The sequence below is a fragment of the Streptomyces maremycinicus genome (genome assembly GCF_001184025.1).
Classification (GTDB): domain Bacteria; phylum Actinomycetota; class Actinomycetes; order Streptomycetales; family Streptomycetaceae; genus Streptomyces; species Streptomyces maremycinicus.
Map to the genome: position 1 here is coordinate 795,562 of NZ_BBYG01000008.1, position 13,945 is coordinate 809,506.

Sequence of the window (13,945 nt, forward strand, 5' to 3'; positions counted from 1 at the left end):
GTCCGTGAAGGCCCGTCCGCAGGGTGTCGGCGTCCACCGCGGACCATCCCCTCAGGCCACGGCGGTTCGTACGGCGCGCTGGAACAGAAGACCGGCAGCGACAGTGAGGCCGGCGACCCAGGCGATGGCGATGAGCAGAGGCCCGGTCTCGTCGAAGGAGGCGGTGAGGGCGGCGTCGTACAGGACCCGGGAGGTGCCGTAGCCGGGCAGGGCGTGCCCCAGGCCGGACACCTGGGAGTTGAGCATGGGGCTCTGCTCGATGCCGAGGTCGAGGAACGGCACCAGGAACGCGACGAAGACCCCGCCGACCCGGCCGAACAGCGAGCCGATCAGCACGCCGATGAGGCCGTAGGTGAGGCCCGTCAGGGTGTTGGCGGCCAGGTAGAGGCCCCACTGGCGGGGGTCGAACAGGACTGCCGTGACGGCCACGGAGGCCGCCGTGGCGATCAGGGCGCCCAGGGCGACGACGGACAGCCGGGCCGTGAGCAGGTTGCGGGCGCGCAGGCCGGCCAGGGCGAGACGTTGGTCGCCGGAGCGTGCGTCGAGGACGGTGAACAGGCCGACGAGCGCGGCCAGTGAGGCGATGGCGACCGGGGTCATGAAGCCGGGATGGGCGTCGGGGAACCAGAAGCGCACCGCGACCTGGCGGCCGTTCTCGGTCAGCGCCATGGTCTGGTACTCCTCGGGGGTGGTCAGTGCGGCGAGCAGGATGAAGACCGTCGGGACGGCGATCAGCAGGGACCACAGCACGCGGTTGCGGCCTGCTGTGCGCATCCCCATCCGTACGGCGGTGGCGAGTTGGCCCGTCTGCCGGTGCGGGCGGGCGGCGCGGCTGGTGGCGGCGATGACCGTCCAGCCGACGGCGAGGGCGGCCGCGGTCCACAGGAGTGCCCAGCCGAGGTCGCCGTCGCGGCCTCCGTGGCGGGAGGGCAGGTCCGTCATCCACAGCGTCGCGAAGTGCGTCGGCAGGATCCGGGTCACCGCCCGGTCCGCGGAGCCGAACGCCGGTCCGAGGAAGACGTCCAGGATCCAGACGAAGAAGACCAGCACGGTGCCGTTGACCGGAGAGGAGACCAGCGCGCCGATCAGGGCCCCGATGCCGAGGTAGATCACCGCGAACATCAGCGTGCCCGCCATGGTCCGGCCGGGCGCGTCGATGCCGGTGCGGGCCGCCAGGGTCACCAGGGCCGCGGCGGTCGCGGTGAGAGCGAGGGCGAGTCCGGTGGCGAGCCGTGCGCCGACGAGTCGGGCGGGGGCCATCCCGGCCAAGACCAGGCGGCGGTCGGTGGCGCGGGCGGAGCGCACCTGGAAGTACATGGCGATGGCCGAGATGAACGCGGCCGCCCATCCGGCGGTGGCGGTCTCCACCTCCACTCCGCCCTGTCCGCCGAGCAGCTCCGCCGCGTCCGCGATCTTCCGCGCGGCGACCGCCACGAAGACGACCGGTACGACGACCAGCATCGTGACGGTGACCGGATTGCGTGCCGTCTCGGTGACGTAGCGGCGTACGAGCAGGCCGGTGGTGCTCACCGCGGCACCGTCTTCCCGTCCCGCAACTGCACGATGCGGTCGAAGCGTTCCTCGTCGGTCACGAAGTGACTGATGATCAGCACAGTGCGGCCCGTCCGGCGCCGCTCGGCGACCAGCTCCCAGAACCGCAGATACGTGTCGAAGTCGAAGCCCGCGTACGGCTCGTCCAGCATCAGCACCTCCGGGTCGGCCAGCAGGGCGAGCCCGAGGTTGAGCTTGGACAGGGTGCCGCCGGACAGCCGGTCGGCGCGGACGGCGGCGTACCGCTCGAAGCCCAGCGACTCGTAGATCGCCCGGCGGGAGCGTCGCTCCGCCTGCTCGGTCATCGCGTAGGCGCGGCCGAAGAGCTCGAAGTGCTCGTCGCAGGTGAGGTGTTCGTAGACGACGGGCTCCTGCGGGCAGTAGCCGAGACGGCCGTGGTACGACACGCTGCCGGCGTCGGCGCGCAGTGCACCGACGAGGATCTTCATCAGGGTGCTCTTGCCGGAACCGTTCTCGCCGACCAGGCCGACGACCTCACCGGGGGCCAGCGACAGATCGACGCCGCGCAGCACCTGAAGGCTCCGCCTGGCGGGCCACACACCACGCCGGTAGGTCTTCTCGATCCCGGCGGCGTCCAGCACCGGCTGCTGCTCGGTCAGCGGGGCCGGGGAAGGTGACGGGGGTGCTGTGGGAAGCATGATTCCTCCTGGAGTTCCCGGTGGTGCCGGTCGGATGGCGGTCGCGCGCGCCGGAAAGGAGCTCTTGCGGTCAGGCCCTGTGGCCTTGGTGTCCGGTCACCGCGTGCTGTGTGCTGTCGGGCGGGATGTCCCGGTCGGCGTCGGCGCCGGCGTATACGAGTGCGCCGACGACGTATCCGGTGCCCCACAGGCCCCACAGCACGGCGGAGGCGTCGAAGGCCAGGAGCGGCACGAGGGGCAGGACCGAACTCGCCAGGAGGACGGGGGCGACGCGGTGAAGGGACCGGGGCAGCGCGTCGGCGTCGTGCCGATGCCGACGATGGAGATGGGCGCCGCTCAGTGCGACGGTCAGCAGCTGGAGAGCCACCAGGGCCAGGGCAAGAGATGCCATGACGCTTCACCTCCGTGCCGACGGGCGTGGACCACGCGCACCGTGCGAACGATTTCGGCGTGTATCGGGGAGGGCCGGACGGACCCGGTGGCCTCCGTTCGGCCCTCGCGGTCCGGTCAGCCACAGGACGACGAGGGCCACGGCTCCCGCGGCCACGACGACCGTCGCGATCACCATGTGGGGGATGACGTTCATCACGATTGCCTCCTTACGTCCCTCTGACGAGGCAGGGGTCTCGTGGTCACCGTTCGCTGCCGGGCCTGCCAACTGGGTGGCGCTTGTGCCCGTCGGCCCGGTCCGAGGGGCCGCCGGTCCGTACGGGCGGCTTGGGGGTGCCGTGCCGCTTCCGGATACGGGGCCAGAAGGCGGGGGTGTGGGCCGCGTACGCGTCCCAGTCGGCACCGAACCTCTCGGCGACCTCGCGCTCCTCGCTGCGGGCGAGGCGGGCGTACACGTACACCAGGACCGGGAACATGACCACCGTGGGGATCGTCGGCCACTGCGACAGGAAACCGATCATGATGAGCAGGAAGCCGTCGTACTGCGGGTGCCGCACGTACGCGTACAGACCGGTGGTGGCCAGGCGGTCGTGCTGGGCGGCCTCGTGCAGCACCTTCCAGGCGGTGGCGATCAGCCAGAACCCGCCGCCGATGGCGACGTAGCTGGCCAGGTGGAAGGGGCTCAGATGGGGGTCGCCGGTCCAGCCGGTCAGGTCGTTCCACAGGTGTCCGCCGGCGTGGGTGTCCTTGAGCAGCGGGAACTGGTTGCCGAGCCAGCTGCCGAGCAGGTAGATCGTCAGCGGGGTGCCGTACATCTCGGTGAACAGCGCGACCAGGAAGGCGCTGTAGGCGCCCATCGCCCGCCAGTCCCGCTTGCTCTTCGGGTGGAAGAAGCTGGCGGCGAAGACGATGAACAGCAGGGTGTTGAGTACGACCAGCGGCCACAGGCCGTATGCGGCGTCAGCCATCATGTCCTCCTTGGGTGCGCTTACCGCGAGCGAGGCTGTGCATCCTTGTCCGGTAGGCGTCCGCGTCGATCCGGCCGTGGAGCCGCAGGCCGGCGAGCCACATCTCGGCACTCTCCAGCGCGGCCCTACGGCCGCGGAGCCGGGCCAGGGGCGGGCAGCGGCTCTCGCGCGGTGTCACCAGGCGGGCCACGTCGTAGAACACGGCGGCCAGGATCAGCGAGCCGATCAGCGCCGCGATCACGGCGGTCACGGGACTGCCCTCACCGTTGCCGCACGGTGGCGGGAACGATGGTGACCCTGTCCCGCGCTATGAGCGGCCATGGCCGTAGGGGTGCTTGTCGTCGTGCTTGTGCAGCGGATCGCGGTCTTTGTCGGTGGACTCGTCCGTGTGGTCGTGTCCGCCGTGCATGCCTCCGCCGTGCCCGCCGTGCATCATGAGCATCATCAGCGGGCAGGCGGCCAGGACGGCCAGCAGGATGACGGTCCCGATGGGAACGCCCAGGGCCACGAGCCCGATGATTCCGATCGCCGCGGCGAGTGCGTAGATCGGGCGCTTGTCGTTCGTCATGACGTCGCCTCCCTTTCGGATACCGCCACCCGGTACGGGTGGTCTATTTCGAGCGTGAGCCTGTCGTTCGCCAGTGGGTAGGGGCCGAGCGCGCCGTGGGGAGGGCCGGTGGTCCTCGGTTCGCAGGGCCGGTCGGCCCCGCGGGCCCGCGTGCCTCATTTCGCCCGTCCCCGGGGGCCGAGCACACGGCGGATCGCCGGAACGCGTACGTCAGGCCCTTGGCTCCTGTGGGCGAGCTTGTCCATCGCCCGCCGGTAGGCGGCCGCGTCGATACGGTCCGCCAACCGCAGGCGCACCAAACGGCATTCGGCGGCCCCGGCCGCGGCACGTCGCCCTGCGAACGGGGCCAGGAGCACCCCGCACCGTCCCCGCGCGCCTGTCACGCGCCGTACGGTGTCGACGGCGATCGACGTCAGCAGCGCCACTCCGATCAGCGTCGACATGGCTGCCTCCGTTCTCGAGCGGGGCCACCGGCGGGGGCTGTGACCCTCGTGATCAGCGCCTTTGCCCCGGCGATACGGACTCTTCCACCGTGGCCCCGACGGGCCGCGCGTTCCAGGGCGCTAAGGTCCTTAGTAGTGTGCCGAACGGCCCTATCGCAACGGCCTCGCCCGAGGAGAGCCGGTCACCTTGTCACGGGTTCCTCTTCGGCCGTCCGCTGCGCACCGCTCCCCGGTATCGAGACGGATCGGTCCTCCTGCTCGCGCCGGCTGCGGGTGAGCGAGGGCGGGAGCGAGGCCGGGATGAGGGCGACGCCGATCCCGCCGGTGACCACCTCGGGAACGTCAAAGCGGTCGCGGACCGAAGAGCCGGGCGCGGCGTGCGCGGTCACCGTCACCCTCCTGTCCGCGCGCGGTACCCCACACAGGGGCCTTTCGGCCCCGCGGACGGGACAGCAGGCCCCTACGCGGTGGGGGTATCCACGGTCAGGATGGAATCCACACCTCGTACACGCGATACACACGGAGAGACGGAGAGGAGGCGCACGGCGATGACCACAGCCTCCGGTCGCGGTCTCCGCCCGCAGGTGTCCGAACCGCCGGGCTACCACAGCCACAAGGCCGATCACCTGTCCCGGCTGCACAAGATCGAGGGCCAGGTGCGCGGGGTGGCGCGCATGGTCGACGAGGACCGGTACTGCATCGACGTCCTCACCCAGATCGGCGCCGTCACTCACGCGTTGCAGGAAGTCGCCTTGGGCCTGCTCGACGACCACGCACGGCACTGCGTACTGGACGCGGCGAAGGCGGAACCCGCCGAGGCCGACGCCAAGTTCGACGAGATCACCGTCGCCCTGCGCCGCGCCCTGCGGTTGTGAACCGCGGGCCGACCGCCCGGGCTGCCGAGCGTCGGCACGATCCGCCGCGCGCCCAGCAGGAAGGAGGAAGAGCCGTCTGCCACGTCCGCAAGGGCAGCGGACTTCAGTCGCTGACGCGGCGTATCCACCCCGGCTCCGACAACTGAATCCTGCGACGCACGGGATCCCGCCCAGTCCAAAGACCGGGCGGGATCCCGCCGTTTCCGAGCGCCTCCTGCTGCCCGACTCGGATATGAACCCCGTCCTGGGGTCCCCCGAGACGCGGCGCAGGGAGACACGGCCAGATGGTTCGAGCGGGATCCGTGCCGCCGTCAGACGGGTGATGAGCGCACGCACCCGGTTTCTGCGCATGCATCGCCTGGTCACTGCGAGCGATCACGTGAATCTGTGATCGCTCACACCACCATGACACCACGTCCCGCGATACCGGTGAGCACCCAGGCCAGGACGGTGGTGCGTCAGTCGTGAGCGGCGGTGAGGTGGTCCAGGCGGACGTCGGGGAATTCGCGCTGGAGGAAGTCGGCCTGCCAGCGGCTGCGGAAGAGAGCGAGCCGTGCCTTGTCGCGGACGCGGGTGAGCGCCTCGCACTTGATCCGGGAGCGGCCCAGCGCTTCGGCGCCGGCCGCGTCGGTGGCCAGCGCGAGGCGGTACGGCAGTGGCTCCAGCCTGACCGGAGCGGAGAACTCGCCCGCCATCCGGGCGGTGACAACCTCGAACTGCATCGGGCCGACCGCGGCCAGAACCGGGGCCTGTTCGCCGCGCAGATCGGATACGAGCACCTGCACCACGCCCTCCTCGTCCAGTTGGGCGATGCTCCGTCGGAACTGCTTGGAGCGGCTGACGTCGACGGGCCGGGCGACGGCGAAGTGCTCGGGCGCGAAGGAGGGTATGGGCGGGAAGACGGCGGCCTGGTCCGCGTAGAGGGTGTCGCCCACCCGGAGGGTGTGGGCGTTGACCAGGCCGACCACATCGCCGGGATAGGCGACGTCGACGCTGGAGCGGTCCTGGCCGAACAGGCTGTGCGCGTACTTGGTGGCGAACGGTCTTCCGGTGGCGGCGCGCGTGAGGGTCATGCCGCGTTCGAAGACGCCCGAGCACACCCGTATGAAGGCGATCCGGTCGCGGTGGGCGGGGTCCATGTTCGCCTGCACCTTGAACACCAGCCCCGCGAACGGCGCGTCGACGGGGCGGGTACCGCCGCCCGCCAGCTCCCGTGGCCCCGGGGGTGGGGCGAGGTCGACGCTGGCCTCCAGCAGCAGCCGTACGCCGATGTTGGATATGGCCGCGCCGAAGAACACGGGCGTGGTCCGGCCCGCCAGGAACGCCTCCTGGTCGTGCATGGCGCCGGCGGCCCGCAGCAGTTCCAACTCCTCCATCGCCTGGTCCCAGTGCGTGCCCTCCTCGGCCGCCGCCCGCTCGGCCGCGATCGCCTCCTCGACGGCCTCCTGGGCTCCGCCCAGGGCGCGGGTGTAGCGCAGCATCCGCTCGGGCATCCGTACGTCGATCAGGCCGCGCAGATTCCCGGCGTCGCCGACCGGCCAGGTGACCGGGGTGGGCCTGAGGCGGAACTCGCGCTCGATCTCGTCCAGCAGGTGCAGCGCCTCTCGACCGGGCCGGTCCCACTTGTTGACGAACGTGATCACGGGGACGCCGCGGTGGCGGCAGACGTCGAAGAGTTTGCGGGTCTGTTCCTCCAGGCCCTTGGCCGCGTCGATGAGCATCACGGCGCAGTCCACCGCGGCCAGGACGCGGTAGGTGTCCTCGGAGAAGTCCGCGTGCCCAGGGGTGTCCAGCAGGTTGAGCACGCACCCGCGGTGCGCGAACTGCAGCACGGCGGCGGTGACCGAGATGCCGCGCGCCTTCTCCATCTCCATCCAGTCGGAGGCCACCCGCCGGCGCCCGGCCTTGCCGTGCACCGCCCCCGCCCTGGTGATGGCGTGGGCGTGCAGCGCGAGCGCCTCGGTGAGCGTGGACTTGCCCGCGTCGGGATGGCTGATCACCGCGAAGGTGCGCCGCCGCGCCGCCTCACGGGCCGCCGCCCCTCTGCCGTCCGGGATCACCGCACCGCCTCCGCGCCCGCACGGCCAGCCGCCATGGCGTCATGAGCCGGGCGAGGCGGCCGTACGGAGAGCGGACGACGCCGTCCGTCGGCGTCGACTCCCGGTGAGGGTCTTTGTGCCGTGCAGCGGCCCCGACCCGGTATGTGCCCCATGCAACCAGTTCCTTGTGTCTGTTCGTCAGTCTCTGGATCGGGGTGTCCCCTGCTCGAACGGAGTCGAGAACCTGGGGCAGGTGTTCCCTCGCCGGGCTGTTGCTCCATGTTCCATGTTGTCCAGCCTGCTGGTCCACGGCCTGACCGCATCTGATCCGCGGATCGGTGCGGTGCTGGCGGTCACGCCTTCTTGGCGGCGATGTCCTTGATTACAGGGTGTAGGTCCCAGTGGATGAGGGCGCCGATGGACATGGCGGCCACGCGCCCCTGCTCGTCCAGGACGTACGTGGTGGGCACGGCGCGTGCGGCCAGGTTCTTGAAGCCGCACCCTGCTCGCCGTCCAGGGTGGTGCCCTTCAGGGCGAGGGCACCATGCGCTCGCCGGGCTGGAGGTACCGCGGCGGAGCCGCTCCGCATGCGAGCCGATCAGTGCCGATCCCGAGTCACCTCGCCGGGGAGGCTGCTTGGGGACTGGGGACCAGCGAAGGCGCAGCCGCGATATCGACCGCGCTGAACGGGCCTGAGCTCCGCGCCGGATGGCCCGCACCTTGGCGGCGTGCCTACCGGTCCACGCAGTCGGCCACCTGCTCGGGCAGCGGTGCCCCGGCGCGTCGGGATGGCCAGGAGCAAGCTCGGCGGGGAGGGGCGCCTACGACTTGGCGTCCATCACGCCGGCCCTCCACAGCCCGATGGCCGCCCCCACGACGCCGCCTCCCAGATAGAAGAAGGAGTGACCGCCAGGGAGCACCTCCAGCTCGCTGAACTCCTCGACCCAGTTCACCACGATGACCACCAGGCTCAGCCAGAACAGGGACCATCCGAAGATCCTGTTCGGCACGGACCGGGTATGCAGCTTCCCGACCTTGAGCTTGCTGTGCTTGATGCTGTTGCCCGTCATGCGCTCGCCTTCTCCGCTTCGGGGGCGTCCGCCCCGCTGTCGCTTCCCGAGATGTCCTCCACACCCGGGCGCCGCCGGGCCGAGATCACCAGGTAGGTGACGGCGCCGGCGAACACCACGATCGAGGTCCAGTTGTTCAGCCGGAGCCCCAGGAAGTGCTGTGCCTCGTCGATCCGCAGGTACTCGATCCAGAACCGGCCGACGGTGTACGCGGCCACGTAGAGCGCGAAGGTCCGCCCGTGCCCGAGCGCGAAGCGCGCGCCCGCCCAGACGACCAGCACGGCGACGCCGACGTCCCACAGCGACTCGTAGAGGAAGGTGGGATGGAACGTCGCCACGTCCGCGTAGCCCTCAGGCCGCTTGTCCGGGGAGATCTCCAGACCCCAGGGGAGGGAGGTCGGGCGCCCGAAGAGCTCCTGGTTGAACCAGTTGCCCCACCGCCCGATGGCCTGTGCGAGCGCGATGCCGGGCGCGACCGCGTCCGCGTACGCGGGGAACGGAACCCCGTGCCGTCGGCACCCGATCCACGCGCCGACGCCGCCCAGCGCGATGGCGCCCCAGATGCCGAGGCCGCCCTCCCAGATGTACAGGGCCTTGATGGGCTCGCCGCCCGCACCGAAGTACGCGTCCGGGCTGGTGATCACGTGGTACAGGCGGCCGCCGACGAGCCCGAAGGGCACCGCCCAGATGGCGATGTCCGCGATCGTCTCCTTCTTGCCGCCGCGCGCCACCCAGCGGCGCGTGCCGAGCCAGACGGCGACGAAGGCGCCCAGGATGATGCAGAAGGCGTACGCCCTCAGTGGGACCGGCCCCAGGTACAGGACTCCGGTCGACGGGCTGGGCAGTGCGGCGAGTTCCATACCTGCACTATAAGAGATTCAGCTAAGTAGCTTAGTAAATGGTTGGTCATGCTCGGGCATGGAAGAAGGCGCCTGAGCTGCGGCTGCGCTGCGCCGCGAGCGACGCAGGGAGAGCGCCAGACCGACGAGAACGGGTGCCCCCAGCAGCACCTCGGGCCACACGCCGAGCCACTCGGAGAGGGTGAGCCCCGAGGCGAGCGGCACCCGCTCCACCAGATGGCCGCCACGCCAGGTCCCCAGCCGGTCCATGACCTGTCCGTCCGGCCCGACGATGGCGCTGACCCCGCTCGTCGAGGCGAGGGCGACCGCTCGTCCGTACTCGATCGCGCGGATGCGGGCCATCGCCAGCTGCTGCTCGGACTGCCCGGCCTGGAGACCGCGCTCGTACGTCGCGTTGTTCGTCTGGACGACGAGGAGGTTGGCGCCCGCCCGTACGGTGTCCCGGACTCGGTCGTCGTACGCGATCTCGTAGCAGATCACGTCACCGAGCAGCACCCGCCCCGCCTCCAGCGGGGCCGTGGAAGTACCGGGCAGGAGGTCGCGCGGGATGAGCTGGAGCGCGCCGAGGCCGCCGAGGAGCGAACGTGCGGGGATGTACTCGCCGAAGGGGACGAGCTGGCGCTTGGCGTACCAGGAGGCCGGGCCCTGGCCGGGCAGCCACAGCTGGCCGGCGTTGTACGCCCGGCCGCCGGGGGCTTCCAGCATGGCGCCGATGAGGAGAGGGCTGTCCAGTTCGCGGACCGAGTCGGCGACCAGGGAGCCGAGCTCCGGATTGCGTCCCGGGTCGCCGTCGAGGGAGTTCTCCGGCCACAGGACGACATCCGGACGCGGGACCTCGCCGCGGCGTACGGCGTCGGCCAGGGACTTGGTCTCGCGTGCGTGATTCTGTGCGACGTTGCGCACCCGGGCCTGCTCCTCCAGGGTGCGCTCGCGTTCGACGTTGCCCTGGACGACGGCGACCACGGCGCTCGGCCCAGATGTCCCCGGGGCAGGGAGGGCGAGCGGTGTCGTGATCAGGACGGCCACGCCGAGGCATACGGCCGCGCTGACCTCCCGACGCCCGCTGCGCCACGCCGTCAGGCCGTACAACAGCAGCGATCCGAGGAGTGCAACGGCGAAGGAGAGGGCTGGGCCGCCGCCGACAGCGGCCCAGCCGGCATAGGGAGCGTCCGCCTGCCCGAAGGCCAGCCGTCCCCAGGGGAAGCCGCCGAGCGGAGTCCGGCCGCGTACCGCCTCCAAGGCCACCCACCAGGCGGCGGTGTACAGCGGCCAGCCCGGCAGCGCGATCAAGCGGGGCAGCGGCATCGCGGCGAGTGCGAAGACCAGGGCCTGGACCGCCGTGAGGGTGAGCCACGGGACCAGACCGAGGTTCGCCAGCCAGACAATCAGCGGGGCGAGAAAGGCGATGCCGAAGATCCCGCCGGCGACGAAGGCGGACCGGGCCCGCCGTCCGCGTACCGCCAGGATCAGCAGAGCCGGACCGAGCGGGGCCAGGAACCACCATCCGACCGGCGGGAACGAGGCGTAGAGAAGCAGCCCACCGGAGGAGGCCGCCGCCCATGAGCGGAGCGTGGCCGCACTGGGGCGGGCCACGCGCGGTGTGCCGGGCCTCACGAAGGGACTGCGCAGACGTTCGCGGTGCGCAGCCGCCGGACCAGCACATGGACGAGCAGGGCTACCGAAGCCACGGCGAGCACCGGCTGCACCGGCGCGAAGAACGTCAGGGCGCCGCTGACGCCGATGGCCAGCACCACGAGCTTGTTGCAGATCGGACAGCCGACCGCGAAGGCCGACAGCAGCCCGGCGCCGAGGGCGCGAACGGTACGGGGGCGCTCGGGTGGCCCGACCGCGGGGACGTCGGCCGGGCCGATACGGACGTACGTGGCCACCAGGAGCCCCTCCAGCACGGAACTGACCAGCCATACCGGGTAGTTCCACCACAGCACCGGGGTCATCCGCGTGTAGAAGGGAGTCGGCACCACGCCCGTCGGCACGCCGATGACGAGTGCGGCGATCACGGTGACCGCTGCTGCCACGAGCCATCTGCGGGTGGGCCAGGTGCGCATGGGGCTGCTCCTCGGGGTCGGGCCGCCGACCGGACGGCACGGCAAACCGGGGAGCCTGACAGCGGCCTCCGGTCGGCGGCTGGCAGTCATGCTAAGTCACTAATTAGATTAGTAGCAATGAAGGGCTGGATCAGTGGTGAGGCGGAGGTTCTACGACGCGGTGGCCGTGGGCGAGGCCCGTCATGCGTCGCTGGTAGGAGCGTGTGTCGATCCGTCCGTGCAGCAGCAGGCCGGCGCACCACCGCTCCTCATCCTCGAGCGCGGCGCGCCTGCCTCTGAAGCGGGCCAGCGGAGGGCACCGGCTCTGGTGTGCGCTGACCAGCCGGGCTATGTCGTAGTAGATCGCGGCGAGAAGCAGGGCGCCGATCAATATCGCTATCGCGGCCATGGGACCAAGGCCCAGTTCACAAGGTTTCGCGTGTGTCCTTCTGTGTGGCGCGCAGCTCGGCGACTTCCTTGCGCAGCTCGTCCAGTTCGAAGTGCGCCACGGGTGAGCCGACGGAGCTGCTTCGCCGTGATGCGTGCAGCCCTCCGCGCGTCATGAACCACATCATCAGGCCCATGCCGATCGGGCAGGCCAGGAGGAGCAGTGGATACAGATACTGAGGCATGAGGGCCTCCCGGTGGGCTGCGGGGCGCTCATCGAACCCGCTCTGTCTACTAAGTAGTTTAGATAAATGGGAACGGCGGCGCCAGTCCGGGCATATCTGATCGCGCGGTGTGATGGATCTGTTGCTGAGAGTGTCTCGGGGTGGGAGTGAGTCTGATTGGCTGCGGCGAGGCTGGCGACGTCGATGGTCGGGTGTTCGCGTGCAGGCCGGGGGCAATACTCGCACTCTTGCCTTTATCTACTAAGATGCTTAGTGTCTAGTTCGGTAGCCGACACTCGATCTCCAGCGGCCGCCTTCTTTCCGTCCGCTGTGATCCCGCCTTCAAAAGGACGCCACCGGTCACCGGTTGGGAGCCGGTCATCCCGCATGACGCTCCTTGCGTCCGGAAGTCTCGGGTGACCGCATCGAATGGAAAAGGGGAGCCGTGCTGTCAGGAGAGTCTCCACGTCCATCGCCGTCGGCCGGCGGTGCCCTCGAAGATCTGATGCGTGAGCGGCTCGGCCGTGAGTGCGTGTATGTCCCGTCGTGCAGACTGGCCGTGTACCTGGCACTACGTCGCTGGTGCGCTCCTGGTGGCAGAGTGCTGATGTCGCCGGTCAACGACGATGTGATGGTGTTCGTCGTGTTGGCGGCGGGGCTGCGTCCCGTGATGGCGCCGGTGTCTCCTCGGGACGGGAACATCGACATCCGCGTGGTGCCGGAATCGACATGGCGCAGCGTGGGCGCGGTGCTGACGACCAACGTCTACGGCATGCCGGACGACGCGGACGAACTGCGCACTCGGTGCGACCGCATGGGCATCCCCCTCCTTGAGGACGCGGCACACGCGATCGGTACGACTGTGGGAGACCGCCCGATCGGCACCTTCGGAAAAGCTGCGGCTTTCAGCCTGGGCAAGCATGCGGGGGCGACCGGTGGCGGATTTCTGGCGCTGGAGGATCCAGCGGACCGCAAGGCGCTGGAGCACCTGCGTGATGAGCTGTTGGCGCCGCGGCAGCTGCATCGGGACCTGGCATACGCGCTGCGCCCTCTCGCACGCGCTGCGGTACAGCGGCTCCATCTGGTCCGGCCCGTATGGAGGGTTATGCGGACCCTGGGGCTGTTGGAGCGCGAACGCTTTCGTATGGAGCTCCAAGAACGGCACTTGCGGGAGGCGGCGGGTCGCAGTCCGGACCTGGGGGCCTTCGACCGCTGGGTGCGAGTCGATCTGCACGGATACCGCAGGGAACACGGACGCCTTCTGCGGCGCACGCTGAGGCGGCGGATGAGTGGCCTGGACACGGATCTGTCTCGGCGGCGTGAGGGTACGAGGCTGCTGGGCGGCACCGTCTGGGCTGCCGCAGGTGTGCGGAGCGCGGTCGGGGATCGCGGGGTGCCGCCGCTGTTCCGCGTGCCTCTGATGGTGCGCGACCGGGACAAGCTGGTGGCACGTTTGGAGCGGTGCGGTGTCGTGATCGGATACCTGTACGACCCGCCTTTGGACGACTTCGCCGGACCCGAGTTCGTGGAGCCATCCCCGGCGCCTGAAGCGGCCCGCTGGTTCGCGGCGCACGCGCTGCCGGTGGACCCCCTCCTGGCGCGGAGGATGATGCGCCTGCTGCAACGCGAGGCACCGCAACCGGCGGATCCGTTTCCGGGCCCGGCCCTCCGCGACCAGTCGCCGCGGGTGTGACTCCCGGCCGCCTCGGCCTCCGCCGGCTGGGCACGTCGCATCCGCCACCTTCGGGATGCCGCTTGTGCCGCGGTCTGCGGCTGTGCGGGCGAGGGTGGTACGCCGCCTCGGCGAGGTCGCTTCCAGTGCTGCCCGTACAGGCTGAAGAGGGCAGTTCGCCCCCACAGGCTCGT

Annotated in this window: 17 protein-coding genes; 2 read left to right on the plus strand and 15 right to left on the minus strand. The window is 70.4% G+C overall.

From position 1 onward, the window contains the following. Positions 1 to 51 precede the first annotated feature (51 nt). From AOQ37_RS39580 to AOQ37_RS03850, 8 genes are all read right to left on the minus strand, one after another. Entirely contained in the window at positions 52 to 1,530 is a 1,479-nt protein-coding gene (locus AOQ37_RS39580) for an ABC transporter permease (protein WP_062641041.1), read from the minus strand. Next, entirely contained in the window at positions 1,527 to 2,210 is a 684-nt protein-coding gene (locus tag AOQ37_RS39585; protein WP_062641044.1) for an ABC transporter ATP-binding protein, read from the minus strand. The genes AOQ37_RS39580 and AOQ37_RS39585 overlap by 4 nt, the downstream gene beginning before the upstream one ends. 70 nt (positions 2,211 to 2,280) lie before the next feature. After that, entirely contained in the window at positions 2,281 to 2,601 is a 321-nt protein-coding gene (locus AOQ37_RS03825) for a hypothetical protein (protein ID WP_159401295.1), read from the minus strand. Between the two features lie 241 nt (positions 2,602 to 2,842). Beyond that, entirely contained in the window at positions 2,843 to 3,568 is a 726-nt protein-coding gene (locus AOQ37_RS03830; RefSeq protein ID WP_078889967.1) for a methyltransferase family protein, read from the minus strand. Then, positions 3,561 to 3,818: a hypothetical protein gene (locus AOQ37_RS03835; protein WP_062641048.1), complete on the minus strand. Its 258-nt coding sequence runs from the start codon at positions 3,816 to 3,818 to the stop codon at positions 3,561 to 3,563. Before AOQ37_RS03835 ends, AOQ37_RS03830 begins: the two co-directional genes overlap by 8 nt. A 57-nt stretch (positions 3,819 to 3,875) precedes the next feature. Beyond that, complete coding sequence (locus AOQ37_RS03840) at positions 3,876 to 4,136, minus strand: DUF2933 domain-containing protein (RefSeq protein WP_062641050.1); 261 nt, start codon at positions 4,134 to 4,136, stop codon at positions 3,876 to 3,878. Positions 4,137 to 4,291: 155 nt separating this feature from the next. Then, positions 4,292 to 4,579, minus strand: a complete 288-nt coding sequence (locus AOQ37_RS03845; protein WP_062641052.1) for a hypothetical protein — start codon at positions 4,577 to 4,579, stop codon at positions 4,292 to 4,294. Between the two features lie 182 nt (positions 4,580 to 4,761). Next, entirely contained in the window at positions 4,762 to 4,968 is a 207-nt protein-coding gene (locus tag AOQ37_RS03850; RefSeq protein WP_062641054.1) for a hypothetical protein, read from the minus strand. 159 nt (positions 4,969 to 5,127) lie between these two features. On the opposite strand from AOQ37_RS03850, the gene AOQ37_RS03855 reads away from it, so the two are divergent. Continuing rightward, the gene (locus AOQ37_RS03855) at positions 5,128 to 5,454 is read left to right on the plus strand and encodes a metal-sensitive transcriptional regulator (RefSeq protein ID WP_062641056.1); all 327 of its coding nucleotides are present in this window, start codon (positions 5,128 to 5,130) and stop codon (positions 5,452 to 5,454) included. A gap of 458 nt (positions 5,455 to 5,912) precedes the next feature. Here AOQ37_RS03855 and AOQ37_RS03860 read toward each other — a convergent pair whose 3' ends face one another. The 7 genes from AOQ37_RS03860 to AOQ37_RS03890 form a co-directional block, all read right to left on the minus strand. After that, complete coding sequence (locus tag AOQ37_RS03860; RefSeq protein ID WP_234436784.1) at positions 5,913 to 7,514, minus strand: peptide chain release factor 3; 1,602 nt, start codon at positions 7,512 to 7,514, stop codon at positions 5,913 to 5,915. Between the two features lie 800 nt (positions 7,515 to 8,314). Continuing rightward, a complete protein-coding gene (locus AOQ37_RS03865; RefSeq protein WP_062641057.1) occupies positions 8,315 to 8,563 on the minus strand; it encodes a hypothetical protein in 249 nt (82 codons plus the stop codon). Continuing rightward, positions 8,560 to 9,423, minus strand: a complete 864-nt coding sequence (lgt, locus tag AOQ37_RS03870; protein ID WP_062641060.1) for a prolipoprotein diacylglyceryl transferase — start codon at positions 9,421 to 9,423, stop codon at positions 8,560 to 8,562. Before lgt ends, AOQ37_RS03865 begins: the two co-directional genes overlap by 4 nt. An 18-nt stretch (positions 9,424 to 9,441) precedes the next feature. Beyond that, the gene (gene lnt / locus AOQ37_RS03875; protein ID WP_062641062.1) at positions 9,442 to 11,016 is read right to left on the minus strand and encodes an apolipoprotein N-acyltransferase; all 1,575 of its coding nucleotides are present in this window, start codon (positions 11,014 to 11,016) and stop codon (positions 9,442 to 9,444) included. Between the two features lie 17 nt (positions 11,017 to 11,033). Continuing rightward, positions 11,034 to 11,489, minus strand: a complete 456-nt coding sequence (locus tag AOQ37_RS03880; protein ID WP_062641064.1) for a hypothetical protein — start codon at positions 11,487 to 11,489, stop codon at positions 11,034 to 11,036. 130 nt (positions 11,490 to 11,619) lie between these two features. Then, positions 11,620 to 11,877 (minus strand): hypothetical protein, encoded by a 258-nt coding sequence (locus tag AOQ37_RS03885; RefSeq protein ID WP_062641066.1) that lies wholly within the window; start codon positions 11,875 to 11,877, stop codon positions 11,620 to 11,622. 16 nt (positions 11,878 to 11,893) lie between these two features. Next, positions 11,894 to 12,100: a hypothetical protein gene (locus tag AOQ37_RS03890; RefSeq protein ID WP_062641068.1), complete on the minus strand. Its 207-nt coding sequence runs from the start codon at positions 12,098 to 12,100 to the stop codon at positions 11,894 to 11,896. A 484-nt stretch (positions 12,101 to 12,584) separates the two neighbouring features. Between AOQ37_RS03890 and AOQ37_RS03895 the strand changes: the two genes are divergently transcribed. Continuing rightward, complete coding sequence (locus tag AOQ37_RS03895; protein WP_062641070.1) at positions 12,585 to 13,772, plus strand: DegT/DnrJ/EryC1/StrS family aminotransferase; 1,188 nt, start codon at positions 12,585 to 12,587, stop codon at positions 13,770 to 13,772. The last annotated feature ends 173 nt before the right edge of the window (positions 13,773 to 13,945 follow it).

Excerpts from the sequence above, each read along its gene's own strand:
- AOQ37_RS03825 (WP_159401295.1), bottom strand. The coding sequence starts at position 2,601 with ATGGCATCTCTTGCCCTGGCCCTGGTGGCTCTCCAGCTGCTGACCGTC.
- AOQ37_RS03830 (WP_078889967.1), bottom strand. The coding sequence starts at position 3,568 with ATGGCTGACGCCGCATACGGCCTGTGGCCGCTGGTCGTACTCAACACC.
- AOQ37_RS03840 (WP_062641050.1), bottom strand. The coding sequence starts at position 4,136 with ATGACGAACGACAAGCGCCCGATCTACGCACTCGCCGCGGCGATCGGA.
- AOQ37_RS03895 (WP_062641070.1), top strand. The coding sequence starts at position 12,585 with ATGCGTGAGCGGCTCGGCCGTGAGTGCGTGTATGTCCCGTCGTGCAGA.
- AOQ37_RS39585 (WP_062641044.1), bottom strand. The coding sequence starts at position 2,210 with ATGCTTCCCACAGCACCCCCGTCACCTTCCCCGGCCCCGCTGACCGAG.
- AOQ37_RS03880 (WP_062641064.1), bottom strand. The coding sequence starts at position 11,489 with ATGCGCACCTGGCCCACCCGCAGATGGCTCGTGGCAGCAGCGGTCACC.
- AOQ37_RS03855 (WP_062641056.1), top strand. The coding sequence starts at position 5,128 with ATGACCACAGCCTCCGGTCGCGGTCTCCGCCCGCAGGTGTCCGAACCG.
- AOQ37_RS03865 (WP_062641057.1), bottom strand. The coding sequence starts at position 8,563 with ATGACGGGCAACAGCATCAAGCACAGCAAGCTCAAGGTCGGGAAGCTG.
- lgt (WP_062641060.1), bottom strand. The coding sequence starts at position 9,423 with ATGGAACTCGCCGCACTGCCCAGCCCGTCGACCGGAGTCCTGTACCTG.
- AOQ37_RS03845 (WP_062641052.1), bottom strand. The coding sequence starts at position 4,579 with ATGTCGACGCTGATCGGAGTGGCGCTGCTGACGTCGATCGCCGTCGAC.
- AOQ37_RS03885 (WP_062641066.1), bottom strand. The coding sequence starts at position 11,877 with ATGGCCGCGATAGCGATATTGATCGGCGCCCTGCTTCTCGCCGCGATC.
- AOQ37_RS03890 (WP_062641068.1), bottom strand. The coding sequence starts at position 12,100 with ATGCCTCAGTATCTGTATCCACTGCTCCTCCTGGCCTGCCCGATCGGC.